The 25,779-nt window shown below is 71.1% G+C and carries 18 protein-coding genes and 1 pseudogene; 7 read left to right on the forward strand and 12 right to left on the reverse strand.

The features are described 5' to 3' along the window. Nucleotides 1–8 precede the first annotated feature (8 nt). From LZ198_RS20970 to LZ198_RS20980, 3 genes are all read right to left on the reverse strand, one after another. Nucleotides 9–389 (reverse strand): hypothetical protein, encoded by a 381-nt coding sequence (locus tag LZ198_RS20970; RefSeq protein WP_253973796.1) that lies wholly within the window; start codon nt 387–389, stop codon nt 9–11. An 84-nt stretch (nt 390–473) separates the two neighbouring features. Further along, nucleotides 474–968 (reverse strand): hypothetical protein, encoded by a 495-nt coding sequence (locus LZ198_RS20975; RefSeq protein ID WP_253973797.1) that lies wholly within the window; start codon nt 966–968, stop codon nt 474–476. A gap of 299 nt (nt 969–1,267) precedes the next feature. Then, nucleotides 1,268–1,708: a hypothetical protein gene (locus tag LZ198_RS20980; RefSeq protein WP_253973798.1), complete on the reverse strand. Its 441-nt coding sequence runs from the start codon at nt 1,706–1,708 to the stop codon at nt 1,268–1,270. A 195-nt stretch (nt 1,709–1,903) separates the two neighbouring features. On the opposite strand from LZ198_RS20980, the gene LZ198_RS20985 reads away from it, so the two are divergent. From LZ198_RS20985 to LZ198_RS20995, 3 genes are all read left to right on the forward strand, one after another. Then, a complete protein-coding gene (locus LZ198_RS20985; protein ID WP_253973799.1) occupies nt 1,904–3,376 on the forward strand; it encodes a hypothetical protein in 1,473 nt (490 codons plus the stop codon). Nucleotides 3,377–3,478: 102 nt separating this feature from the next. After that, nucleotides 3,479–4,189, forward strand: a complete 711-nt coding sequence (locus LZ198_RS20990) for a Bax inhibitor-1/YccA family protein (protein ID WP_253973800.1) — start codon at nt 3,479–3,481, stop codon at nt 4,187–4,189. 133 nt (nt 4,190–4,322) lie between these two features. After that, a complete protein-coding gene (locus LZ198_RS20995; RefSeq protein WP_253973801.1) occupies nt 4,323–5,492 on the forward strand; it encodes a lytic polysaccharide monooxygenase auxiliary activity family 9 protein in 1,170 nt (389 codons plus the stop codon). An 89-nt stretch (nt 5,493–5,581) separates the two neighbouring features. Here LZ198_RS20995 and LZ198_RS21000 read toward each other — a convergent pair whose 3' ends face one another. Further along, nucleotides 5,582–5,923 (reverse strand): (2Fe-2S) ferredoxin domain-containing protein, encoded by a 342-nt coding sequence (locus LZ198_RS21000; RefSeq protein WP_253973802.1) that lies wholly within the window; start codon nt 5,921–5,923, stop codon nt 5,582–5,584. A gap of 622 nt (nt 5,924–6,545) precedes the next feature. Here LZ198_RS21000 and LZ198_RS21005 point away from each other — a divergent pair. After that, nucleotides 6,546–9,335 (forward strand): vitamin B12-dependent ribonucleotide reductase, encoded by a 2,790-nt coding sequence (locus LZ198_RS21005; RefSeq protein WP_253973803.1) that lies wholly within the window; start codon nt 6,546–6,548, stop codon nt 9,333–9,335. 109 nt (nt 9,336–9,444) lie between these two features. Here the strand turns inward: LZ198_RS21005 and LZ198_RS21010 are convergent, their stop codons facing one another. Next, a complete protein-coding gene (locus LZ198_RS21010) occupies nt 9,445–10,725 on the reverse strand; it encodes a general secretion pathway protein GspE (RefSeq protein ID WP_253973832.1) in 1,281 nt (426 codons plus the stop codon). Between the two features lie 79 nt (nt 10,726–10,804). On the opposite strand from LZ198_RS21010, the gene LZ198_RS21015 reads away from it, so the two are divergent. Continuing rightward, nucleotides 10,805–11,110 (forward strand): hypothetical protein, encoded by a 306-nt coding sequence (locus LZ198_RS21015; protein WP_253973833.1) that lies wholly within the window; start codon nt 10,805–10,807, stop codon nt 11,108–11,110. Nucleotides 11,111–14,388: 3,278 nt separating this feature from the next. Here the strand turns inward: LZ198_RS21015 and LZ198_RS43670 are convergent. Continuing rightward, a pseudogene (locus LZ198_RS43670) lies at nt 14,389–14,961 on the reverse strand (GspE/PulE/PilB domain-containing protein); the annotation flags it as partial. Between the two features lie 110 nt (nt 14,962–15,071). Here LZ198_RS43670 and LZ198_RS21025 point away from each other — a divergent pair. Beyond that, on the forward strand, nt 15,072–16,988 hold the full coding sequence (locus LZ198_RS21025) for a trypsin-like serine peptidase (protein WP_253973804.1): 1,917 nt from the start codon (nt 15,072–15,074) through the stop codon (nt 16,986–16,988). Nucleotides 16,989–17,034: 46 nt separating this feature from the next. On the opposite strand, the gene LZ198_RS21030 is transcribed toward LZ198_RS21025, so the two are convergent. Both LZ198_RS21030 and LZ198_RS21035 read right to left on the reverse strand, forming a co-directional pair. Continuing rightward, nucleotides 17,035–18,429, reverse strand: coding sequence for an undecaprenyl-phosphate glucose phosphotransferase (locus LZ198_RS21030; RefSeq protein ID WP_253973805.1), 1,395 nt, complete (start codon nt 18,427–18,429; stop codon nt 17,035–17,037). 218 nt (nt 18,430–18,647) lie between these two features. Then, nucleotides 18,648–19,790, reverse strand: coding sequence for a glycosyltransferase (locus LZ198_RS21035; protein WP_253973806.1), 1,143 nt, complete (start codon nt 19,788–19,790; stop codon nt 18,648–18,650). Between the two features lie 130 nt (nt 19,791–19,920). On the opposite strand from LZ198_RS21035, the gene LZ198_RS21040 reads away from it, so the two are divergent. Next, nucleotides 19,921–20,991 carry a glycosyltransferase family 4 protein gene (locus tag LZ198_RS21040; protein WP_256559779.1) on the forward strand — a complete coding sequence of 357 codons (1,071 nt, stop codon included), beginning with the start codon at nt 19,921–19,923 and terminating at the stop codon, nt 20,989–20,991. A gap of 6 nt (nt 20,992–20,997) precedes the next feature. On the opposite strand, the gene LZ198_RS21045 is transcribed toward LZ198_RS21040, so the two are convergent. The 4 genes from LZ198_RS21045 to purD are packed head-to-tail and all read right to left on the reverse strand — an operon-like array spanning nt 20,998 to nt 25,778. Next, on the reverse strand, nt 20,998–22,278 hold the full coding sequence (locus LZ198_RS21045) for an O-antigen ligase family protein (protein WP_253973808.1): 1,281 nt from the start codon (nt 22,276–22,278) through the stop codon (nt 20,998–21,000). Between the two features lie 13 nt (nt 22,279–22,291). Then, nucleotides 22,292–23,407, reverse strand: coding sequence for an LptF/LptG family permease (locus LZ198_RS21050; RefSeq protein ID WP_253973809.1), 1,116 nt, complete (start codon nt 23,405–23,407; stop codon nt 22,292–22,294). Continuing rightward, nucleotides 23,404–24,516 carry an LptF/LptG family permease gene (locus LZ198_RS21055; protein ID WP_253973810.1) on the reverse strand — a complete coding sequence of 371 codons (1,113 nt, stop codon included), beginning with the start codon at nt 24,514–24,516 and terminating at the stop codon, nt 23,404–23,406. Before LZ198_RS21055 ends, LZ198_RS21050 begins: the two co-directional genes overlap by 4 nt. Further along, entirely contained in the window at nt 24,513–25,778 is a 1,266-nt protein-coding gene (gene purD, locus LZ198_RS21060) for a phosphoribosylamine--glycine ligase (RefSeq protein WP_253973811.1), read from the reverse strand. The genes LZ198_RS21055 and purD overlap by 4 nt, the downstream gene beginning before the upstream one ends. Nucleotide 25,779 lies beyond the last annotated feature (1 nt).

Raw genomic sequence — 25,779 nt, forward strand, 5'->3', positions numbered from 1 at the left:
CCCCTTCCTCAGCTCGCGGCCTTCTTCGCCGGCCCCGAGCGCACCGCCACGCCGCCGAACAAGGCCTGGGTGTCCGCCGTGCCGCCGCCCTGCCTGGCCAGCGCCGCGTTGATGGCCCGCACGAGCTTGCCGCGCACGCGGCGTGGCAGCGGCTGGTCCGCGAGCGCGGCGCCCAACTGCTGCGCGCTCACGCCCCGGCCGCTCCGGGGCTTGCCCAAGCCCAGCTCCGTGTAGCTCTTGCCCTGCGTCTCCTTCTCACGCCGCTTGGAGGAGCGCTTGCGGGTGAGGGTCCGGTCCTCGTCGCCGCGGGCCTCGAGCTGCCGCGACAGGCGCAGCACCGTGGCCTCGCTGATGTGCTTCTCGTTCAGGAACTGCTGGAAGATTCCCATGTCGTATCTCCTGGAGACCCGGCGCGGGGGCCGGGTCGGATGTCCGGGCGGACGACCCGGGCCCACAGGCCCGGGCCGCGCCTGCTAGTGCTCGTGCCCCTCGTGAGACGCCTCTTCGACGACGAGCGAGACGGAGGACGAGGCGGTGGGACCGAAGGTGAAGGTGAACGTGCCGACCGTGAGCGGGACGACGTGGCGACCCTTGATCTCCGTGCACGAGGCGGAGCCCTTGGCGCTCTCCTCGAGCTCCACCGCCGCGCCCGACGCGTCGGTGACGCGCACGGGGACATCCGCGCCCAGGTAGAGGACGTAGTCGGTGGCCTCGGACGCGGCGAAGCTCACGGCGCCCGAGTGACCCGCCTCCCCGCTCACCAGGGTGATGTCGTAGCGGCGGTGGTTGTCGTCGACCGCCGGGGGCGTCCCCGTGGTGGTGGCGGCCACGGCGACCGACGGGCCCTCGCGCAGGTGCTCGCAACCCTCGACGTCGACCCCCTCCTCGGGCGTCGCGTCGTCATCGCCGCAGGCGGCGGTGAGCAGCGCGGTGGACATCAGGAGGACGGACAGAAGCTTCTTGTGCATGTGTATTGCTCCACGTGGATGGACTGCGGAATGCCAGCCACCCACGCCGCACCGGCCCCCACCGGTGGAGGCGAGGACGGAACGGACGCCGGAGGCATGGCGGGAATCGCGCGGGACGCGCGCGACACGGGGGGCGAGAGCGTGCACGCAGGGGAAACGAGCCATCCCCCGACGCGTCGCGCGGCGAGTGACTCAGCGCCCCATGGGTGTAGGGAGCGAGATCACACGACGGCCACGAACCAGGGCCCGCTCAGGACATTCGGGTGTCCGGAGACGGGACGGCGTCCCGGTGCGACGGCTCAGGCGCGAGGCGGAGAGGCCTTGGGGGCCAGGTGCAGCCGGGCGACGGGCTCCGCGTGGAAGCGGAACACGGCCAGCGCCGGCTCGGAGCGGGTCGACACCCCGGTGATTCCAGGGGTTCCCGTCGCCGGAGGCGGGGCCTCACGGCGGATCAACGCATGGGCGCAGTGGGCTTCCGCGCCGTGGCCGGCCGGCGCGTCCTGGCGCCGCGAGGCGACCCGGACGTCGTCGAAGTGCTCCTCCGCCACGGAGACGGACGCATGTGCGTCGTTCCCCTCCACGTGGACCACCTCACCGTGTTCCAGGCACGTCACGTGCTGGACCAGGGCGAAGTGCAGCACACTCCCTATGTAGGCCATCGCGCACACGAGCACGAGCGGCAGCGCCAGGAGGCGCGACCGGACGAGACGCGGGGGCAGCGAGGGCGAGGGGCGGCTCACGATTCAGGGAGGCAAAAAGGGAGCAGTGTTTGTAAGCCAGACGCAAGGCATGTGCAAGCCACACGGAAAGACACACGCCGCGACACGGCTGGCGGGAGCGGGCCCGCGGCACGTGCGCGATGGACCGGTGCCCCGGTCCGGACATAGGTTCCCCCGCCCCGGCGACGCCCGGGCCAGTGAAGGACAGACATTTCCGTGCAAGAGCTCATCGACGTGCTGAAGCACCAGGCGCGCCACTTCGCGCAAGAGCTGTCGCAGCTCGCGTACAAGCGGGGCCTGGCGGTGACACAGCTGGACGGCGCCACCCGCCCCATCCCCATCACCGCGACACCGGTGATTCTCGACGCCGCGGAGATCCGTCGCCGCGCGGAGCTGTCCGCGCGCCTGTCCTCCGCCACGGTGAAGATGGCGCGCGCCATCCTCGGCGGCCCGGACGCCGCGGAGCTGCTGGGCGCCCTGTCCCCGCTCGAGCGCGCGCTCGCCGAGCGCACGTGGCGGGACTCCCAGCGGCTGGCCACGACACGCGTCGACTACTTCGTCTCCGGCGGCAAGCCCTATGCCCTGGAGGTCAACGCGACCATCCCGGCCATGCAGGGCTACTCGGACATCGCGGCCCGCACCTTCATCGAGGTGGTGGCGCGCCACGTGCGCTACCCGGAGAAGGCCCTGCCCTCGCTGCTGGCGCTCAACGGCAGCAACGCGCTGGCCCTCTACCGCGCGCTCCTGGACGGCTACGCCGCCGAGCGCCCGGGGAAGATGCCGGACACGGTGGCCCTGCTGTGCCGCCGCAACGACGCGCAGATCTCCGAGCTTCGCTGGCTGTGCGAGCGCTTCCGGGAGTTCGGCGCGGACGCGGACCTCGTCCACCCGGACGAGGTCTCCGGTGACGACGCCTTCGAGGCGCACGGCAAGAAGTACGACCTCGTCTACCGCCACCTCTTCGTGCGCCGGCTGGAGCAGGCCCCGTCGCCCTGGGTGGAGGACTTCCTGGGAACGGTGCCGGGCCGGAAGGCCGTGTTCCTCAACCCGCCCGCCTCGCAGGTGGAGGTGAAGTCCACCTTCGCGCGACTGTCGCAGGCGCTCGCGGAGCCCGCGCTCGCCGAGGCCGCCGGGTTGACGCCGGAGGAGTTGGAGGCCATCCGCGCCTCCGTGCCGTGGACGCGTGTCTTCCGCGCGGGTCCCACCACGGGGCCGGACGGGGACCGGGTGGAGGACCTGGTCGCGCGCGTCGCGGCGACGCCCGCCCGCTTCGTGCTCAAGCGGGCCTGGGACTATGGCGGCAAGGCGGTGTTCCTCGGCCGGTCGGCGGGCACGGTGCCCTACGTCGAGCGCGTGAAGGCCGCGTATGGAGAACTGCTGGCCTGGCCGGAGCTGTGCGCACGGGCCGCCGCGGACCCGACGGGGGGCGGCTTCGTGGTCCAGGAGATCGTCGACTCCCCGCCGGAGGAGCACCTGCTGTGCGAGCAGACGGGCTCCGTCGTCCCCACCTCCTTCTTCGTGGATTACTCGGCCTACGCGTCGGTTGGGTTGGCGAAGCAGCCCGCCTGGGGCGGGGTGTGCCGGGGTTCGGTGGCGGAAATCGTGAATATCGTGGGCGGCGGCGGGGTGCTGCCGCTCATCACCACGGAAGTGGCCTCGAAGCTTTTGCTGGCGTGGAAGGCCCTTTAGGTAGGGTGGGTCAGGCCGGGACTTCGCGCACGTCCCGGTCGTCGACCTCATCGAGCAGTGCGCCGCCGGGCCTGGGCCTGGCGTGAAAGGACGAGAAGATTCATGGCCTGGGAAACTTCGGGATGGCAGACGAGCGAGCGGGGCTCGGTCGACTCCGTGCTCGTGCAGGAGTCTCAGCGCGCGTTCATGTCGCGCGTGCACGGGTGGATGTTCGGAGGGCTGCTGGTCACCGGCGCGATGATGCTGGTGACGCTGGCCAACGAGCCGCTCCTTCGCCTGGTGGCCCGCTGGCCGCTGGCCCTCATCCTCGCGCAGTTCGGCGCGGTGTTCGCGCTGTCGTTCCTGGCGCCGCGGCTGTCGGGGCTGGCGGCCGGCGCGCTGTTCATCGGCTACTCGGCGCTGACGGGGATGACGTTCTCCATCTTCGCCCTCATCTACACGTTCGGCAGCATGGCGCAGGCGTTCTTCCTCACCGCGGGCGTGTACGGCGCGATGGCCCTGTATGGCACCTTCACCAAGAAGGACCTGAGCAGTTGGGGCACGTTCCTCTACATGGGGCTCTTCGGCATCGTCCTCGCGGGCTTCGTCAACCTCTTCGTGCGCAGTGACGCGCTGTCCTTCGTCAAGTCGTGCGCGGCCGTCCTCGTCTTCTCCGGCCTGACGGCGTACGACACCCAGAAGCTGCGCGAGATGCACGCCAACACGGGCTACAGCAGCGCCGCCACCGTGAGCATCGTCGGCGCGCTGCGGCTCTACCTCGACTTCATCAACCTGTTCATCGCCCTCCTGCGGCTGATGGGCCGCCGCCGCTAGGCGGGCCACGGGCCTCTCCGTCTCGAACGGCGGCGGCGCGCTCCTCCCGGGAACGCGTCGCCGCTTTTTCTTTGCCGCGCGATGACCCGGTCCGCCGCGTCCCCGCCTCCATCTGCTCGCACAGGAGGAAGGGATGCACCCAGCAATCCAGAAGCCCCTCGCATCGTCGCTCGTCGTGTTGTCGTTGTTGTCCGCCGGCCTCGCCCAGGCACACGGCTCCATGGAGGTCCCCCTCAGCCGCGTCTACAGCTGCTTCAAGGAAGGACCGGAGACGCCCAAGTCCGCCGCATGCAAGGCCGCCATCCAGGTGGGAGGGACCCAGGCGCTCTACGACTGGAACGGGGTGCGCCAGGGCGCGGCCAACGGTCGCCACCGCGAGCTCATCGCCGACGGCAAGCTGTGCAGCGCGGCCAACGAGAGCCACAAGGGCCTCGACCTCGCGCGCACGGACTGGCCCTCCACCCTCATCACCCCGGACGCCAACAACCGCTTCGAGTTCGTCTTCCACGCCACGGCCGTGCACGCCACGGCCTACTTCCACCTCTACGTGACGAAGGAGGGCTACAACCCCGCGCTGCCGCTGAAGTGGTCGGACCTGGAGGACGCGCCCTTCTGCACCCTGACCGCCCCCGCGGCGCCCACGAACAACCGCTACCGCTTCACCTGCCCCTTCCCCCAGGGACGCACCGGACCGCACGTCGTCTACACCATCTGGCAGCGCTCCGATTCGCCGGAGGCCTTCTACGCCTGCAACGACGTGAAGTTCAGCGACACGCCGCCCCCCGCCACCTCCTGGAAGGAGCTGGGCGCGGTGCAGGCGCGCGAGGATCTGCCCGCCCAGAGCAAGGTGACGTTGCGCGTGTTCAACAGCAGCGGGGGTGACGCGGAGACCCACCCGCTGTCGCTCGGCGCCGAGACCCCCGCGGCCACGTGGATGTACAGCCTCGCGCAGCGGGTGAACGCCGCCTCCAGCCGCGTCCAGGTGGGCGTGCTGCAATCGACCGGCGGCGTCGTGCCCGAGCAGAGCGCGACCACCAACCGCGTCTACTCACGCGAGGCCAGCGACACGTTCCAGCTCGACATCGAGAAGCCCACCGGAGGCGGCGGTGGCGGCGAGACGCCGCAGTACGCGTACCCCGACGGGCTGGCCAGCTACACCGCCGGCACGCTCGTGCAGGGCACCGACGGCCACGTCTACCGCTGCAAGCCCTTCCCCTACTCCGGCTGGTGCAAGGGCTCCGCGCCGTACTACGCCCCGGGCACGGGCAGCCACTGGACGGACGCCTGGGAGTTCGTGCGCTAGCCATCCACGCGGAGCACGCGTCCGGCCGGCCAGCATCGACACGACGCCCGGGTGGGCCCGTCCCGCCCGGGCGCCTCGACAGGGGGCGCTCAGCCCTCCGCCTTCTCCTTGCGGGAGAACGGCATCAGCAGCCGCTCCACCGGGCGGCCCTGCAGCAGGTGCTCCTCGACGATTTCGGGGACGTCCTCCACCTTCACTCCGCCGTACCAGGTGCCCTCCGGGTAGACGACCACGGAGACGCCGAAGGCGCAGGTGTCGAGGCACCCCGCGGCATTCGCCCGCATCCGCCCCTTCACGCCCCGCTTGTCCAGCTCCGCCTTGAACGCGGCGCGGACCTCCTCGGCCCCCTTGGTGGCGCAGCACCCCTTGGGGTGGCCGTCGGGACGCCGGTTGGTGCACACGAAGACATGACGCTGGAACGGAGGAGGCATGCTCCGCCTCCTAACGCGGCCGGGGACTGAAATCGACGACCCAGGGGGCCTCGCGACGCCCCGTGTGTCCACCCCGACGGCCAGGCGTGCCGCCGAACAGGCCTGTAGCGCCCGCCCCTGGACAGGCGCAACTCCCGTGCAAAGACTTTCAGCAAACGTCCCCCAGTGATCACGCTCGTTTGCATCGGAGTGACGATACATGGCTCGCCACCTGTTACCCGTCGAAGTAGCGCCCCGATTGCCATGGCGCCGGACAGGTTCTAGATCGTCGGATCCCGGCTGACGGTGCTACAGGCCGCTACGTCTTCCGCTCGTCCGGACGCCTGGGCGCGCCACCCCATTTGATAGTGTGTACGACAACTCCCAACACTATTAGTGGGGTCATCACGTTCTTGCGTAGCCGTGACGGTGATCGTATGGATCCACCCCGCCCGGTCGCTGGCCGGGCGTCTTCCACGACAACAGTGCGGGCTTCCAGGCCCTCGACCGAGCGCTGGGCTCCCAGGATTCGGAATGTCTCTCGTGTGTCGAACGGGCCACGAGCGATCCTCCGGATCTCGGGTGCTTAGCGTTTCGCAAAATTTTGCATTCCAACCCAGAGTGAACCCCGGAGGGTGGCGACATGGAGAAGGAGTTGAGCGCGAAGCCCATGGTGAACGGGAAGGAGCGCCGTGTGGCGGGGCGCAAGGTGAAGGGGGCTTCGACGGGGCTGAGCGTGGAGCGGTACTTCACGACGCCCGGGGTGGACCCGGCGGACGAGCTGGCCTGGGAGTACCGCAGCGCGAGCATCACGGGTGAGGACGGCAAGGCGGTCTTCGAGCAGAAGGACATCGAGGTCCCCCGCTCGTGGTCGATGCTGGCGACGAACGTGGTGGCGTCGAAGTACTTCCGGGGCACGCCGGGGACGCCCGAGCGCGAGACGAGCGTGCGCAAGCTGGTGGCGCGCGTGGTGGACACCCTCACCCGCTGGGGCACGGAGGGCGGCTACTTCGCCACGGACGCGGACAAGGAGGCGTTCCACGCGGAGCTGACGCACCTGCTGCTGCGGCAGAAGGCGTCGTTCAACTCGCCTGTCTGGTTCAACGTCGGCGTCGAGGAGAAGCCGCAGTGCTCCGCGTGCTTCATCAACAGCGTGGACGACTCCATGGAGTCCATCCTCACGCTGGCGCGCACGGAGGGCATGCTCTTCAAGTACGGCAGCGGCACGGGCAGCAACCTCTCCTCCATCCGAGGCAGCAAGGAGCTGCTGGCGGGCGGAGGGACCGCCTCCGGTCCGGTCTCCTTCATGAAGGGCTTCGACGCCTTCGCGGGCGTCATCAAGAGCGGCGGCAAGACGCGGCGCGCGGCGAAGATGGTCATCCTCAACGCGGACCACCCGGACGTCCTCGAGTTCATCCGCTGCAAGGCGAACGAGGAGAAGAAGGCCTGGGCGCTCATCGAGGCCGGGTACGACCCGTCCTTCAACGGCGAGGCCTACTCGTCCGTCTTCTTCCAGAACTCGAACAACTCGGTGCGCGCCACCGACGACTTCATGCGCGCCGTGGCGGCGGATGACTCCTGGCAGACGCGCGCGGTGCGGGATGGCCAGCCGGTCGAGACCTTCAAGGCGCGGGCGCTGTTCCGGGAGCTCGCCGAGGCGGCGCACCTGTGTGGCGACCCGGGCATGCAGTTCGACACGACGGTGAACGCGTGGCACACGTGTTCGGGCACCGCGCGCATCAACGCGTCGAATCCGTGCTCGGAGTACATGTTCCTCGACGACTCGGCCTGCAACCTGGCGTCGCTGAACCTGATGCACTTCCGCAGCATCGACGGTGACTTCGACGTGCCGGCGTTCAAGCACGCGGTGGACGTCGTGCTGCTGGCGCAGGAGATCATCGTCGGCTTCTCGCGCTACCCCACCGACCGCATCGAGAAGAACAGCCACGACTACCGGCCGCTCGGCCTGGGCTACGCGAACCTGGGCGCGCTGCTGATGGCGTCGGGCCTGCCCTACGACTCCGACGCGGGCCGCAACTACGCGGCGGCCATCACCTCGCTGATGTGCGGCGAGGCGTACGCGGTGAGCGCGCGCATCGCGGAGAAGCAAGGCGCGTTCGCCGGCTACGCCCGGAACACGGAACCGATGCTGGGCGTCATCCGCAAGCACCGCAAGGCCGCCTACCAGGTCCCCGCCGACGGCGTGGGCTCGCGGCTGCACGCGGCGCAGAAGGCGGCCTGGGACGAGGCGCTGGCGCTCGGAGAGGCGCACGGCTTCCGCAACAGCCAGGTGACCGTGCTGGCCCCCACCGGGACCATCGGCTTCATGATGGACTGCGACACCACCGGCATCGAGCCGGACATCGCGCTCATCAAGTACAAGAAGCTGGTGGGCGGCGGCATGTTGAAGATCGTCAACCAGACGGTCCCCTTCGCCCTGGAGCGGATGGGCTACTCGCAGTCGCAGGCGCAGGACATCGTCGCCGCGCTCGACAAGCAGGAGACCATCGAGGGCGCGCCGTACCTCAAGCCCGAGCACCTGGCCGTGTTCGACTGCGCCTTCAAGCCCGCGCGGGGCACGCGCAGCATCCACTGGATGGGGCACATCCAGATGATGGAGGCGGTGCAGCCCTTCCTCTCCGGCGCCATCTCCAAGACGGTGAACATGCCCTCGGACTCCACCGTGGAGGACATCGAGAAGGCCTACATGGAGTCGTGGAAGCGTGGCCTCAAGGCCGTCGCCGTCTACCGTGACGGGTGCAAGCGCACGCAGCCGCTGAACACGTCGAAGGAGGCGGTGAAGGACACCCGGGCCGCGAAGGTCGAGGCGCCCGAGGCGCCGGCCCTGAAGCCGGAGCCCCGCGCCATGCGGCGGCGGCTCCCGGACGAGCGGCGCTCCATCACCCACAAGTTCTCCATCGGCGGCCACGAGGGCTACCTGACGGTGGGCATGTACGAGGACGGCACGCCCGGCGAGCTGTTCATCGTCATGGCGAAGGAGGGCTCGGTGGTGAGCGGCCTCATGGACAGCTTCGCCACCAGCGTGTCGCTCGCGCTCCAGTACGGCGTGCCGCTCAAGGTCCTGGTCGACAAGCTGAGCCACACGCGGTTCGAGCCCAGCGGCTTCACCGGCAACCCGGCCATCCCCATCGCCAAGTCGATCACCGACTACATCTTCCGGTGGCTGGAGCTGAAGTTCCTCCCCAACGAGGAGATGGTGGAGGACGTCATGGTGGCGCCGATCGAGCCGGCCGCCACGAAGCCCGCCCTGCCCGCGCAGACGACGACCGTCCACGTGCCCTCGCCCAGCACCCGCGCGACGTGGCTCAACCAGGCGGATGCCCCGCCGTGCCACACGTGCGGCGCCATCATGGTGCGCAGCGGTGCCTGCTACAAATGCGGCAACTGCGGCGCCACCAGCGGCTGTAGCTGAGTCCCCGCTCGACCTGACGCGGTGAGCAAGGGCTCCGGAGCCACATGGTTCCGGGGCCCTTCGTCGTAGCGGAGGCCTCGTCGAGGCCCCCTGAGACTGCTCGTCGGCCTCAGTCCGCGCGAGACGCGGGCAGCCGGTCGTAGGTCTCGGCGGCCTTCACCGCCACGCGGGTGAGCTCATCGAACGCCGTCTCCCCCATCGGCTCCACGCCCGGGTCCGCGACGACGAAGGCGACGGGCCGCCCACGCGCGCGGATGGGGACGACCACGAGCCGCGAGGACGGACCGCCCAGCGACGAGAAGATGGCCTCGTCCTGGGCGCAAGCGGGCGCGTCGAAGCGGCTGGGCCCCGGGCTGCCCAGCGAGGACATGAGCAGCGACGGCCCCTCGAGGTCCACCTTGAGGGCGGAGACCGCCGGGCTGTCACTTCCCGGTCCCCAGGCGTGCCCCACCCGCACGAGGCCGAAGCTCTCGCCCAGGAGGAAGGCTCGCTGGAAACGGCCCGCGCAGTAGGCGATCAACACCTTGCCGAGCGTGCCCTGCGTCGCGACGTTCTCCAACGCGGACAAGACGTGCTCCACCGTCACCGCGGGGTTGCCCATCTCGGCACTCGTGGCGGCCGTGGCCGCGGCCAGCAGCGACGTGAGGACCTCCGAGGTCTCCACCGCCTGGGGCTGCCACGGCTGCTGGATGAAGTCCCACGCCGAGGCCAGGGGCATGTCGCCCGTCGTCGGCGCCGCGGGCGCTTCGCGCACGAGGGGCCCGTCGATGTCGACGGTGCGATCCGCCCACGTCGTCTCCGGCGAGTGGCCGATGGGCCCACTGGTGTCCGCCCCCTGCCAGCCCACGAACTCCCACGTCGAGGCCAGTTGCATCGGCGCGTCGTCCGCCGGGGGCAGCTCATCCAGTTCGATGGGCGCACGCCGAGAGGGGACCACCGGCGCTGGAGCAGACACGGGCGACAGCTCGGTCACGGACAGCGGCGCATCCGTGCTGGAAGCAGCGGACTCGGAGCGCTCCGGCGACGGCGACTCCGCGCTGACGACCGTCAGGTGTGGCGAGGACTCGCCCCCAGACGCCGGAGCCTCCGCAGGCACGGGGGGGACCGTGGCTCCGGCGAGTTCGGGCGGACGTTCCGTGGACGCGCCGCTGTCATCCAGGTTCGGCGCGGCTTCGTCACGTGGCGCGGACGCGGACTCGGCGGAAGCCTTCGCATCGACCGCTGTGTCCGGGGTCTGGGCGGATTCCGTCTGCGCCACGGGTGCGTCGACCGTCACGGGCTGGGGCTCGTCGGTGACGGCCTTTCCCACGAGGCTCGCCACCGATTCACCATGCGAGGCCAGGAACGTCCCCGCGGCCTCCATCGTGAGCGCCTCGCTCGAGTCGTCCAAGGGAGACGGTCGCGAGTCCGCTGCGTCCTTGGCCTCGGATGGCGCGGCCTCGACTTGCTCGCTCCCAGGAGCCCGCGCGATGGACCACGCCTCTTCCGTCACGCTCGCACGGGTATCGCTGTCGCGGGAGTCCCCCACTTCGCCGGAGGGCTTCGGCGTGGGCAGCGCGACCGCCTCCGCCGTGAAACTGAGCGAGGAGATTCCATCATCCGAAGGAGCCTCGGAGGAGGCACTCCCGGCGAGCGACGCCACCCGGGCTGTGATGCCATCGGACTCGGGGGTTGCATCCACCGCGACATCGCTGTGTTCCGCGGCGGTGACAGGCGTAGCGGAGGACTCCACCGCTGGAGAGTCACTGACCGCGGACAACGGAGGCTTGGACTGAAGCGATCCAGGCTCCGCCGGACCGGTCGCCGCGACGGTCTCGCCCACGGTCGAGGGGCTGGCCTCGGAGGCCGAAACGGACTCCACCTCGACAGGAGCCCCCGCTCCCGCTTCCTGTGCCACTTCGCTCGCGGCGCCAATCGGAGTCGCCTCGAGAACCGACGGAGCGTCTCCAGCCTCCACCTGAGGAGCAGCTCCTTCCTCGACAGCGAGCCGGGGTTGCTCGGGGACCGCGTCTTCACGCGCCACGGCGGCATCCCCGAACTTCTCTTCCTCCTGCCCCGCGACCGGGGAAATGGCGGCCACGGCGACGACAGGCTCCGCCTCCGGCGGCGCAGCGCCGTCGCTCACGACCTCGAGCGGCGCGGTGGGCTCCGACGTTTCATCCTTCCGCTCGGGCGCGGAGACGCGTTCCACCGCAGGGGCCACATCCTCCTCGTGGCCCTTCTCGGAGGCCCGCTCCAGGTGCTCCGAAATCGGAGCAACCGTGATCGGGGCGTCTTCGACCACCGGGGGTTCGGAGAGCGCGGGCTGCGCGTCGATTGACGCCGGAACCGTGCTCGCGACCTCGAGCTCCTCGATTGGCTCAATCGCCTCGGCTGGCGAATCCACCTCTCGTGTCGGAGGTGGAACAGGCGCTCCAGCCACTTCGACAGGGACGACCGCCGTATCGAGAGAAAGAGCCACGGGCTCAGGCATCGACGGAAGGTCGACGTCCAGCGACGGCGACACCGGCACCATCTCCGGTTCGACGACTGGTGCGCTCGGGCTCCCCGGGACTGGCACCACTGGGGCACCGCGCATCGGAGGAACGGGCAGCCCTCCTGATGGCGTGTTGCCACCTGGCATCGGTCCTGGGACCGGCGGCATCCCTCTGGGCGGCATGTGGCCGGGAGGCGGCGCAACAGGCCCCCCCGGGGGCATCGCACGCGTCATTCCGGGAGGCTGAGGTGCTCCCATGGGAGGACGAGGAACCGCGCCCGGGGGCCCCATCGGAGGTGGCGGTCGCCCGACGACAGGACCCGGCGGCATCACGCCTTGAGGACCAGGAACGGCTGGGAGCCCCGTGACCGAAGGAGGCCTCGCGCCAGTCATCCCGGGTGGCACCGGGCCGTGAGGTCCCGGAGCCGGCGGGGGTCGCCCCATGCCTGGGGCCATGTGCATGCCGGGAGGAATCGGCCCCTGAGGGCCGGGCACGGCGGGAATGCCCGTCGCGGAGGGCGGCCTCCCGCCCTGCATGCCTGGAGGGGGTGGGCCACCCACGGAGGGAATCCCCGTAGCGGAGGGAGGTCGTGCCCCCGGAGGCATCATTCCGGGAGGCACACGGCCCTGCGGCCCTGGCCCCGCGCGCGGCGGCCCGCCCGGAGACATTGCTCCCGCCGGCCCGACACCCGCGATTCCCCCTGGAGGAACCATCCCGGGTCCCTGCCCAGGCGCGGCAACACCAGGGTGTCCCGGAGCGACAGGTCCCCCTGTGACCATGGCGGGAGACATCCCCGCTTGCGGTGCACCGGAAGGCGCTGGCGCCATCGGTCCACCCGGGCCAGCTCGACCACCGGAATTCGGAGACACCGCGCCAGGAGGCGCCGCCTCCACGCTCGGAGCCCCCAAAGGAGGAACACCTGCTCCGTGAATCCCAGAGGGCACCGGAGCGGGAGGGCTCATCCCTGGCACGCCACTCGATGACGCCTGTGACGGAGCAACGCTCGCGGCGTGCAGCCCCGGAGCACCCGGTGGCGGAACACCGCCTGCCCCCTGACTCCCCGGAGCGGGAGGATTCAGCCCTGGCACGCCACTCGATGACACCTGTGTCGGAGCGCCGTTCCCAGCGTTCAGCCCCAGACCACCCGCCCCCTGCATCCCCATGGGCACCGGTGCGGAAGAAGGCCCCACAGGCGCCACACCCGAGGCCCCCTGAGGCGGAGCACCGCTCGCGGCGTGCAGCCCTGGTGGCGTCGACATCGACGGATGAGCCCCCGGAGCAACCGGCATCGGTGCGCCACGCGGCCCCTGCCCCACCGCAGGCACCGGCGTCATGGGAGGAGGTCTCGCCACTACGCCTGGAGGCCCACCTGCGGAGGAACCGATACCAGCCGGCTGCGCTGCCACCACGGGCGCTGGAGCCCCACCCATCGCTGGCGGCAGTCCACCCGGAGCAGGCGCGATTCCCGGCCCCGACGGACGCATGCCGCTCGGAGGCATGGCCGCGGCAGGCGGCACGGGCAGCGGCTGTGCCCCCGACGGAGTCCCCACCACGGGCGGTTGAGGAGCGGCGGCACCCACCATTCCCGGCGGCTGAGGAGCGGCGGCACTCACCATTCCCGGCGGCACCGGGCCCTGAGGCGGCGTCCCGCCCATCTTCGCCACGAGGCCTGGAGCAGGAGCCCCGGAGCCCGCAGGGGGACGCCCTCCCACGCCCGTCATGCCTGGAGGAATCGCTCCCGACGGGGGCAGCACGCCCTCGCCCGTCCCTGGCGGCCTCGGAGCCCCCATGGGCGGCGTTCCGGGTCCCCGTCCCGCCGGAGCAGGCGCATGCGGCGACCACTGCCCTTGCGGTTGACGTGACACCAATCCAGGGGGCTGCGAGGGCGATGGCCCCGAGCCATCGACACGCTCCGGCGGTGGCATGCTCGGAGCGGCGCGCAACGGAGGCACCGGCACGGGAACCTCCTCCACGCCCTCCACCACCTCCTCGGCGTCCATGACCTCGAGTTCCTCGGTGGGCTCGATCTCCTCCGTGGCTTCGATCTCCTCCTCGGGCTCGATCTCCTCAGCCACCTCCTCCAGGGGAGGCGGAACCATCGCGGCGGGCGCCAGGCGAGGAGGCGCCATCGCCGCGAGTTTGGGCGGCGCGTCGGGCCGCCCCACGCCTGCGCCACGCCCCACCTGCTGCGGCGGCCCGAGGGGACGCTGCGGGCTCGCAGGCGCGAGGACCGGGGGCCCCGAAGACTCCGCCACGACCGGAGGCGCGGCCGGCGACCACGGCGCCTCCTCGGCGGGTGCCTCTTCCGCGTCGTCGCTCAGGAACTGCCCCGGCGCCAACCCGCCGAACATCCCTTCCGCCCCAGGCTGGGGGCGAACCGGCGCAGGAGGCGGCGCGAGCCCCGGGTCCATGAAGCGACCGCTCGCCGCGGGCGCGGCCTGCGCCGGCCCCAGGCTCTTCATCTGCGCGCGCTTCGCCGCGACCATCTGCCCGAGGCGCGAGTCGCGGTGGATGCCGTAGCGCTTGGCCTGGTTGCGGAACAGCCGGAGCTCGGGAGTGATGTGCGGGATGATCCGCAGGCCGGTGATGAACCCGAGCGCATCCGTGTGCTGGATTTCGAAGGGGCTCGCCATGGCCACCTTCAGCCGCCGCCCCTCCTGGGCCAGCGGAAAGGCCAGGTGCTTCTCCGCGAGGGCCGCCGGCAGCAACGTCAGCGTCGCGTCCGTGACCGCATCGAAGTCCGCGTCCTGGGCGACCGGGAAGCGCGTCTGCTCCCCCAGCACCATGGCGAGGGTGTCGATGTCGAGGATGTCCAGTTCGACGAGGATGGAGCCCAGCCGCCCGCCGTAGATGAGCTGAGCCTTGAGGGCTTCGTCGAGCTGCGCCTGCGTGATGAGGCCCTTGCGGACCAGGATCGCTCCGAGCTTTTCGGCCATGCCGGCGCGATTGTAGACGGCTTCACGGTCGACGGGACCGGCCTCGGACGCGAGCCCCTCTTTTCGTCCGGGGTGCTCTCGACTCGCACCCCGGTGGGCAGGGCCAACCGCGCTCGGTGTGAAATCCGGCGACGCCTGCCCCCTCCCCCGGAGCCCCGTTGCGCGGCGACTCGCGAACCTTTCCTCCGACCGAACGCAGACCGGGGCACACATCCCCCGCTTGATGTAACTCAGTCATCAGGAGCGCCCCGGGCGACTCGGAGACGGAGACCTATAAACACGAGCGCAGCAAGTGCTGCGCAGTCCCCCTCCGAGGAGAATCGATGTCCCCCTCCCAGCTCGTGAGTCTCATGGTCGCGCTGTCGCTCGGCGCACCGGCCGCGAGGGCCGCCGTGCCCGTCTGCCACGCTCCCCCATCCCCCGCCTCCCAGCGGGCCAGACGGGTGGGCGAGGACGTCCCCCAGCGCTTCGAGACCGCCCCCCCCTATGCCCACGCCCTGGCGCTGGAGGGGGGGCTGGTCCACACGGACACCCTCCACCACCCGGGCGCGTCCTACATCGCCGCGCACTTCGAGCGGCTGGAGCTGGAGGACGGGGACTTCGTCGTGGTGCGCTCCCCGGATGGCACCCGCTCGCGGCGCTACGACGCCAGCCCGCCGGGCGCCAGTGACGGGTTCTGGGCCATGCACATCCCCGGGGACACCGCCGTCGTCGAGCTGCACCGGTCCGCGAGCCCCGCCCACCTCGGGCGGCACGGCTACAGCATCGACCGCTTCGCGCGCGGCGACTCCAACGCGGAGCTGCCGCAGGCCGTCGGCTCCAACGAGGCGGTCTGCGGGGCGGACGACACCGACTGGGCCCCGTGCGTCGGCGCCACCCAGCCCGCCCTGTACGCGCGGGCCCGCTCGGTGGCCCGCCTGCTCATCAACGGCACCACCGCATGCACCGGCTGGCTGGTGGGCAGCCAGGGCCATGTCCTCACCAACCAGCACTGCATCGCCTCCGCCCAGGACGCGGCCAACACCGACTTCGAGTTCATGGCCGAGGGCTCCGGCTGTGCCGCGAGCTGCGCCAGTTGGATGGGCTGTCCCGGCCACGTCATCTCCGGCGCCACGCTGGTCCAGGTCGACGCGCCGCGGGACTACGCGCTCGTGAAGCTCCCGGTGAACCCCACCGCCAGCTTCGGCTACCTCCAGCTTCGGGCCTCGGGCGCCGTGGTGGACGAGCGCATCTACGTGCCGCAGCACCCCGCCGGCTACGGGAAGAAGATCGCCGTGCGCTCCACCGCCAGCGCGGATGCCTCCGGCTACGCGGAGGTCTTCAGCCTCAACGAGCCCTCCTGCCAGAGCGGCGGCCCCAACGACGTGGGCTACTTCGCCGACACGCAGGGCGGCTCGTCGGGAGCCCCCGTCATCGCCTACGCGGACCACCTGGTGGTGGCGCTCCACCACTGCGCGGACTGCCCCAACCGGGGCGTCCCCATCCAATCCGTCATCAGCCACCTAGGCGCGAACCTGCCCCCGTGCGCCCTGCCCGCCGCCGGATGCCCCAACCCCACGGGCAGCGGCGAGCCGCCCCCCAACCCGGCGCCCAACGCCTTCGTCTTCAACGCCACCAACACCAACAGCGCCCAGCAGAACACCACCAACAAGAAGCTCGTGCTCGGCGCGGGCCAGTCGCTCGCCGTGGGCACCTGCGGCCTCACCGGCGCGAAGGTGACGGGCGACACCTTCCTGCGCCTCGTCAACCCCGCGGGTGTCCCGGTCGCGAGCAACGACGACGCGTGTGGTGGACGGGGCTCCAGCCTCGTGTTCACCGCGCCCTCCACGGGCGAGTACGAGGTCCGTGCCGGCTGCTACTCCAACGCGACCTGCGGCGGCACCGTCGTCTGGCAGCTCACCGGAGGCCAACAGCCGCCGACGCCCGCCCACGGCACGTTCGCCTTCAGCGTCGTCAACACCAACTTCGCCCAGCAGGCGACGGCGAACCGGGAGCTCACGCTCTCCGCGGGTCAGGTGCTGACCGTGGGCACGTGCGGCGTGGACGGCGCGAGCTTCACCGGCGACACCTACGTGCGGCTCTTCAGCGGGGGCCTCGAGGTGGCCTTCAACGACGACGCGTGCAGCGGCCGAGGCTCCAGCATCACCTACTCCGCGCCGGCCTCCGGCAGTGTCCAGGTGCGCATCGGCTGCTACGGCAACACCGCGTGCTCCGGCAACGCGGCGTGGACCATCCAGTAGCGCGCGGGTCGGCGTCCCCGGCCCGGCGCGCCAGACCGCCGGGCCCTCAGTACGCGTTCTTCGACAGGAAGCCGCCCAGCGCGGTGCGCACGAGGATCTTCAGGTCCATGAGCAGCGACCAGTTCTCGATGTAGTACAGGTCGTACTCGATGCGCTTCTCGATGCACGTCTGGCCGCGCAGGCCGTTGATCTGCGCCCAGCCGGTGATGCCCGCCTTCACCTTGTGCCGCAGGTGGTAGCGCGGAATCTGGCGCTTGAACTCCTCGATGAACACCGGGCGCTCCGGGCGCGGGCCCACCAGGCTCATGTCCCCGCGCAGCACGTTGAAGAACTGCGGCAGCTCGTCCAGCGAGTACTTGCGCAGGAACGTGCCGATGCTCGTGCGCCGGGGGTCGTCCCGCCGCGCCATCATCGCGCCGTCCAGCTCCGCGTCCACGCGCATGGTGCGGAACTTGAGGATGTGGAAGGTGCTGCCATCCATCCCCATCCGCTCCTGGCGATAGAGCAGCGGCCCGCGGCTGGTGAGCCGCACCGCCACGGAGGTGGCCACCATCAGCGGCGCCGTGACGAGGATGGCCAGGAGCGAGAAGAGGATGTCGAAGGCCCGCTTGGCCACGCGGCTCCAGCCCTCCATCGGGTCGCCCTGGAGGCGGATGATGGGCAGGCCGCCGAACTCCTCCAGCCCGCCGTACAGGGTGATGTACTGGTACAGGTCCGGCACCACCCTCACGTCCACCGTGCGCAGCGCCAACTGCTCCATCAGCGGCTTGACGTGGGCCTGGTCCTCCAGCGGCAGCGCGAGGATGACCTGATCCACCGGCTGCGCGTCGAGCACCCGGGCCACGTCGTCCACGTGCCCCACCACGCGCACGCCATGGACATGTTGTCCGACCTTCTCCCGCCGCAGCGACAGGACGCCCGTCACGCGGAAGCCCAGCTCGAGGTGTCCCTCCACCGTCTCGATGACCCGCTGCCCCAGCTCCCCCGCCCCGATGACCAGGATGGACTTGAGGTTGTGCCCCCGGCGGCGCACCTCGCTGAGCACGTAGCGGAACGCCAGCCGGCTGCACGTCACCAGCACGAACGAGTAGACGATGAAGATGCCCAGCGTCAGGCGCGAGTAGCGCTCACGCACGAAGTACGTCAGCGCGACCAGGATGAGCGTGGCGGTGATGGTGGACTTGAAGACCTCGAACACCTCGCCGGTGTTCGTGCGCGACCGGTTCGTCTCGTACAAGCGCCCCTGCTTGAACGTCACCGGGAAGATGACCAGCACCATCAGCAGCGAGACGAGCGTGTCCTCCCAGGGGGGCACGCCCTCCGTCACCGGCACGATGCCGGAGAAACGCGTCACGTACGCGAGCCCGAAGGCCATCGCGAGCATGACCATGTCCGCCACAACCTTGATGGACGTGTAGAAGCGCTGGAGACGACTGAACACGCCTGGACTCCTGTGACTTGGTCAACGGGGCGCCACCCCACTGCAAGACTCGCACCCCGCCTTCGCGAGCACGCCTCTTGCCCGACTCCCTTCGACGCGCGGGCGTCGTAACACAGAAAACTCTGTGAAACCGAAGAGTTACCGGTTCATCCACGAACGAGTGACGAGGGGTGGACACTCGCTGACGACGAATCACGGAGACGGGGATGACAGCGGCGTCACACCCGCGCCGTGGACGCTGGGGATTTCCTCGACACCCTGAGGAGGCCCTCCACCTCCGCGAGCATCGCGCGCTGGAAGTGGCCCCTCGAGAAGCGCTCCGCCTGCGCGCGCGCCGCCCTCGGTTGGAAGCCGGCCTCCCAGGTCTCGAAGCGCCGCACCGCCTCCATGAGCGACTTTGCCGTCTGCTCTGGAAAGAAGACTCCGCTCTCAGCGGTCACCGTCTCCAGCGCGCCGCCGCGGCCGTAGGCGATGACGGGGCGGCCGGTGGCCTGGGACTCGAGCGGGGTGATGCCGAAGTCCTCCTCGGGCGTGAAGATCAGGGCGCGAGCGTCGCGGTAGAGGGACGGCAGTGCGTCGTCCGGGACGTTGCCGAGGAAGCGGATGTTCGGCGGGGGCGCGCCGGACGTGAGCTTCGCGGCCTCCTGGCCCGTGCCCACGACCCACAGGGGCGCGCCCAGCTCGCGGAACGCCTCGAGCGCGATGTCGAGCCGCTTGTAGGGCGCGAACGCGCCGAGCCACAGGAAATAGCCGCCGCGACCGCCGCCCTCCAGCGGCACGCGGGCGAAGCGCTCCAGGTCCACCGGCGGGTGGACGACCGCGGCCTCCCGGCCCCAGAAGCGCGCCACCTTGGCGGCGACGTGGTGGCTGTTGACGACGAAGCGGTCCACCCGTTGCGCCGACGCGCGATCCCACCGCTGGAGCCACGGTCGCACCGCGTGGGCGGCGGCGCGCACCGGCAGCCGCGCGCGCCCCGGTCCGAAGTAGTCGTCGAACAGGTCCCACATGTACCGCATGGGCGCGTGCACGTAGCTCAGGTGCGGCGTGCCGGGCGGCGCGCGCAGCCCCTTCGCGACGCAGTGGCTGGAGGAGAGGACCAGGTCGTAGTCCCCCTGGAGGCGCAGCGACTCGATGGCGCGCGGCATCGCGGGGAGGAAGTGCCGGTAGCGAGCGTGGATGCCGGGGACGTGTTGGAGGAACGAGGTGAAGATGCGCCGGGATTCGATGGCGGGCGACTGGCTGCCGGGCTTGTGGATGAGGGTGTAGATGTCCGCGTCGGGCAGGGCTTCGCAGAGCGCGTCGAGGACGCGCTCACCGCCGCGGTGGGTGACGAGCCAATCGTGGACCAGGGCAACCTTCACGCTGGCGGCTTCTAGCATCCAAGGCCGACCTGTGCAGACAACCGTGAACAGGCGCCCGTCCACCTGCTGCCCACGACGCTCGCGCGTGTGGTAGGCGGGGAGCGTGGCCCACGTCCTCCTCGACCTGCGCATGGTGCGCGGCCGCCTGCACGGCATCGCCCGCTACGCGCTGGAGCTGGCCCGGCGCGCGCCGGCGCTCGCGCCGGACCTGCGCTTCTCCGCCCTGGTGCCGCCCCAGGGCCTGCCTGGGGACCTGGGAGGGCTCGCGCCCCGGCTCCCCCTCCACCGCGCGCGGGCGGGGTTCCTGTCGCCGTTCGAACAACCCGCCCTGGCCCTGGACCTCACCCAGCTCGCGCCCGACGTCTTCCACGCCACCTCCTTCGCCCTCCCCCTCTTCTGGAGTGGCCGGCTCGTGGCCACGCTCCACGACGCCAACCACGTCGTGCTCGCGGACCAGTACACCCCGGCCCAGTCGCTGTACTACCGCGTCGTGGTGGGGCCGCGCGCGAAGCGGGCCTCCGCGCTGGTGACGGTGTCCGAGTTCTCGCGCGAGGAGCTGGCGCGGCACCTCGGCCTGTCGCCCTACCGGTTGCAGGTGATTCCCAATGGCGTGGACGCCCGCTTCCAGCCCCCCACGCCCGCGGAGGCCCGGGCCTTCCGGGCGCGCCACGAGCTGCCGGAGCGCTACGTGGCGGCGGTGGGCAACGCGAAGGCGTTCAAGAACCTGGCCCTGTTGGGACGCTTCGCCGGGGAGCTGCCGGTGCCCGTCGTCCTGCTCGCGGGCAAGGGCGCGGTGGCGCACGAGCTGGGGTTGCACGAGAACGTGCTCGACCTCGAGGAGCTGCCCGAGGCGGACATGCCGCTGTTCTACGGCTCGGCGGCGGCGCTGCTCCTGCCCTCCCGCTACGAGGGCTTCGGCCTGCCCGCCCTGGAGGCGATGGCGACGGGCTGCCCCGTCCTGGTGGCGGACGCCACCGCGCTGCCGGAGGTGGTGGGCAACGCGGCGGTGAAGCTCCCGCCCAACGACGCCCAGGCCTGGTGCGACGCCACGCTGCGCGTGCTGCGCGACGACGGCCTGCGCGTCGAGCTGGCGGAGCTGGGCCGCGAGCGCGCCGCGCGCTTCACCTGGGACGAGTGCGCCCGGAAGACGGTGGCCGTGTACCGGCGCGTGCTGGAGTCCCGCGCGGACCTCGCGCGCTGAGGCCCGTCAGCCGGGGCGGCCCGCGGGCCTGTCCCTCAGCACCTCGCTGCCGTCGCACAGCCCCAGCCCCCACATGAGCGCGAACGACAGGTGGACGCTCGTGTGGAACGGCAGGTAGTGCACCAGCGCGAGGATGTGGAAGCCCACGAAGGACAGGAGGGCCCCCGTCGCCGCGAGCGAGCCCGCCCGGTGGCGCCGCACGAGCGCCCACCCCAACAGCACGTGCACCGCGAGCAGCAGCACCAGCCCCACCAGGCCCGTCTCCGCCCATGTGGTGAGCCACAGGTTGTGCGAGTCGGTGGCCAGCAGCTCGGTGATGCCGGACTGCGCCTGGTTCGCCAGCGCGGCGCTCTTGTGGTTGCCGAAGCCCACGCCCACCCATGGGTGCTCGCGCACCAGGCTCCAGCCCACGGACATGGCCAGCTCTCGCTCGCCGCCGTAGATGTTGCCCAGCGCCTTCCCCATCCGGGCGCGCCACGCGGACGAGGAGAGGACGACCACCACCAGCAGCGCGATGAGGACCAGGCCCACCTTGCGCAGCGTGCCGTGGACGAGCAGCAGCAGCGCCACCACGCTCACGAGCAGCGCCGCGCCCAGGGCGGCCCTCGCGTAGGCGTTGTAGATGGACATCAACATGCCCAGCACCACCGCGCCCGCCAGCAGGCGGCGCCGCGCGACCTCGGAGCCACCGAGGATGGCCAGCGCCGGACCGAGCGCGGCGATGGCGCCGTGCGCGAAACGCAGGCGGTGGAAGAAGATACCGCCCGCCGCGTAGCGCGGGGACGCCTCCGTGCCGAAGTTCTCGTGCAGCCGGCTCAGGTTCAGCTTGAGGAAGGCCGGTGGCTCCCAGGGCCAGCGCACCCGGCTCTGGAACATGCCCAGCGCCGCCGCGAACAACCACCCCGCCGCCACCGTCCCGGCCAGCGCCATCCACGGCACGCCCACCGAGCCGATGGACGCCACGGCCGCGCCCGCCACCGAGTCCAGCACCTGCCCATAACGCGCCGAGCGGGGCCACCCACTGGCGGTGCCCGTCGCGAGCGCCAGCGCGGGCGACACCAGTTGCCATGCGCACAGCGCCATGCTGGCGAACACGTAGGCGCGGACATCCGGCGCCAACCTCAGCTGCCGGCGGGCCGCCAGCACCAGCGCCAGGAGCACCGCCGCCGCCGCGGCCACCTGGAGCACCACCTCCGCGAGCACCAACCCCACGGCCCACATCACCAGGACGGCGGCGACAGCGAGGCGGAGGCGCGGCTCCAGCGAGGGCCGGGAGGAAGGGTCCATGGAGGGTGACACGCTATCTCACCGCGAGGAATCGGCGAGGAACGTGGAGATAGCCCTCTCGGTTCAACCAAAGCGCCGCCGCCGCCACCACGAGCAGGACCACGGGGGTCCAGGCCGCCACCAGGGGCGACAGCCGCTCGGTGAGCACCAGGGTCCGGCACACCATCATCAAGCCCCACATGGCCACCGCCACGAGCAACCCTTCGACGATGGCGGCCGTCAGGTGGCCGCGCCGGTTCGCGCGCAACGCCAACCCCACCCCGAGCAGCGCCGCGGGCAGGGCCGCGAGTGGATACGCGAAGCGGTTGTGCAGCGCGAGTTCGTACTGCTTCGTCTCCAGCCCCACGTCCCGGCGCGCGACGATCTGCTCGCGCAACACCGGCACGCGCATCTGCTCCGGACGCCCCGGACGGATGCGGAAGGCGGAGGCCTCGATGCCCAGGTCGTACTCGGCGCTCTCCAGGTTGCGCACCGTGGTGTGCTCCTCCCCGGAGAAGGAGCGCTCCACCACGCCCTCGAGCCGCCAGCGGGTGCCCCCCAGCGACGTCATCCCGGCGGCGTCCAGCCGCTTCACCAGCTTGAACTCGCGCGACAGCGTGAAGATGGAGACGTCCTGGAAGCCGTCCTGGGCGCTCCCGGAGCGGAGGAAGAAGATGCTGTCCCCGCGGCGGAACCGCTGCTTCGGGGAGTAGTAGAAGTTGTAGTCCCCCCAGCGGTTGAAGCGCTGCGTGGTGATTTCGTCGACGCGCCGCCCGGCGTGGGTGGCGACGTATTCATCGAAGGCCACCAGGCCCGTGCAGGCCACCAACCCACAAGCCAGCACCGGCGCGTAGAGCGCGGACGGCCCGAAGGTCAGCGCCCGGATGGCCGTCACCTCGCCCTTCTTGCGCAGCGCGGACACCGTCGTCCCGGCCGCCAGCAGCAGCGCCGCCGGCCCCAGTTGCTGCACCGCCATGAGGGCCTTGTAGCCATACAGCTTGGCCGCATCCAGCGCCCAGCCCTCGCCCGTGTACGTCTTCGCGCGGTCCACGAAGTCCACCACCACGAAGACGAGCACCAGGCCGCCGAGGATGCCCAGTATGAAGCCCAGGTAGTTGCGCAACACGTAGCCGAAGAGTGTCAGCCTCACCGGACCGTCCCCGAGCGGCTCACCCGATAGAGGGCCACCGCGCCCACCAGCATGAAGACGACGTTCGCGAGCTGTCCCGCCACCACCACCGGCAGCTTGCCCTGCTGGCCGAGCTGCTCGAAGGCGCGGCTCAGCAGGTAGTAGAAGACGTAGCCTCCCAGCGTCAGCAGGTAGCCCCACGCCCGCCCCGCCTGACGCCGGCCGATGGCGAGCGGCGTCCCCAGCAAGGCGAAGGCGATGGGGGCCAGCGAGCCACCGAGCCGGCTGTGCAGCGCCATGAGGATGGTGCGCGAGCTCTCGCCCTTCGCCTCGGCCTCGCGCGCGGCCTCCAGCAGCTCACCGGGCGTCAGCTCCTCCTTCGAGGACGTGAAGCGCCCCCGCTTGCTCATCGAGGCCCCCACGCCCACGCTGATCTCCGCGCCGTCGAAGTGGATGACGTTGTAGTCCTTGGACTCGCGGCCCGAGCGGTGGACCTCGCCGTTCTCCAGCGCGAAGCGCAGCACCTCCCCACTGTTGGACGTGCCGACCTGCCCGCGGTGCGCCAGGACGAGCATGGGCGAGCTGGGCTCGCGCTCGTCCTGCAGGAGCACGTTCGTCCACTTGCCGTCGGCCGTCGACACCTGCTCCGTGTAGAGCGTCAGCTTGCTGAGGTCCTCGTAGAAGACGCCGGGCTTCACGTCGCCCACCACGTTCTTGCGGATGACCTCGCTCACCAGCAGCTTCACCCCCGTCAGCCCCCAGGGCTGGGCGGTGGACGTCAGCAACAGCATGAACAGGCTGATCGCCAGCGCGACCCCGAGCGGCGCCGCCAGCAGCCGCATGGGCCCAATGCCCAGCGCCTGGAGCGCCGTCAGCTCCCGGTCCTCGCCCATCCGTCCCAGGCCCAGCAGGATGGCCAGCAGGAACGCGACGGGCAGCGCCGTCATGAGGAAGTGCGGCGTCAGGTAGGCCACCAACCGCCCCAGGTCCATCACCGTGACGGACGACCCCAGGAGCACGTCCGTGCCGCGCAGGAACTGCATCACGAACAGCAGCAGGAACATGAACGCCACCCAGACACCGAGCGGCACCAGCAGCTCCCGGAGCAGGTAGCGTGAGATGCGCGTCACGACGCGGCCTTCAGTCCCTTCGCGCCGATGTCACGGCGGAAGTGCATGCCGTCGAAGCGCACCGCCGCCACCGCCGCGTAGGCCCGCTCGCGCGCCCGCGCCAGGTCCTCGCCCCGCGCGCACACCGTGAGCACCCGGCCGCCGCTCGTCACCAGCGCGTCCGCGCGCTGCTCCACGCCGGCCAGGAACACCGTGGCGTCCGCCGGCACCGCGTCCAGCCCGTCGATGCGCTGCCCCTTGCGCGGCGCCTCGGGATACCCCTCCGCCGCCACCACCACGCCCACCGAGGCGCCCGGTGCCACGGCCAGCGTCCGCGCCTCCAGTTGCCCCCGCGCGCACGCGTCCACCAGCGGCAGCAGGTCCTCACCGAGCTGCATCATCAACACCTGCGTCTCCGGGTCCCCGAAGCGCGCGTTGAACTCCAGCACCTTCGGCCCGCTGCGCGTCAGCATCAGCCCCGCGTAGAGCACGCCCCGGAAGCCGAGCCCGCGCCGCCGCAGCACGGCCAGCGTGGGGGCGATGACCTGCTCGCCCACCTGGGCCAACTGCGCCGCGTCGAGGAAGGGCGCGGGAGCATAGGCACCCATGCCGCCGGTGTTCGGCCCCGTGTCGCCGTCCCCGACCCGCTTGTGGTCCTGCGACAGGGGCAGCATCGCGTAGCGCTCGCCGTCACACAGCGCCATCGCGGAGACCTCCTCGCCCTCGAGCACCTCCTCCAGCACCATGCGCTGGCCGGAGTGGCCCATCGCCGCCACCGCGCGCACCGCCTCGCGCGCGGCCTCCACGTCGTGCGCGACGATGACGCCCTTGCCCGCGGCCAGCCCGTCCGCCTTCACCACGATGCGGCCCTGCGCCACCGCGTAGGCCTCCGCCTCGGCCGCGTCCGTGAAGGTGCGGAAGGCCGCGGTGGGCACGCCCGCCTCGGCCATGATCTCCTTGGCGAACGCCTTGCTCCCCTCGATGAGCGCCGCGCCCGCCACCGGCCCGAAACAGGGGATGCCCGCGGCGGCCAGGGCGTCCGCCACGCCCGCCACGAGCGGCGCCTCCGGCCCCACGACGACGAGGTCCACCGCCTCGCGACGCGCGAGCGCCACGACCTCGTCGGGCACCTCGGCTCGCACCGGAACGTTGGTGGCGACCCTCGCCGTCCCCGGGTTGCCCGGCGCGCACAAGAGCCGGGTCAGTCGAGGACTCTGGGCCAGCTTCCACGCCAGCGCGTGTTCACGGCCTCCGGAACCGAGCAGCAGGACCTTCACATCCACC

This window comes from Myxococcus dinghuensis, from assembly GCF_024198235.1.
Classification (GTDB): Bacteria; Myxococcota; Myxococcia; order Myxococcales; family Myxococcaceae; genus Myxococcus; species Myxococcus dinghuensis.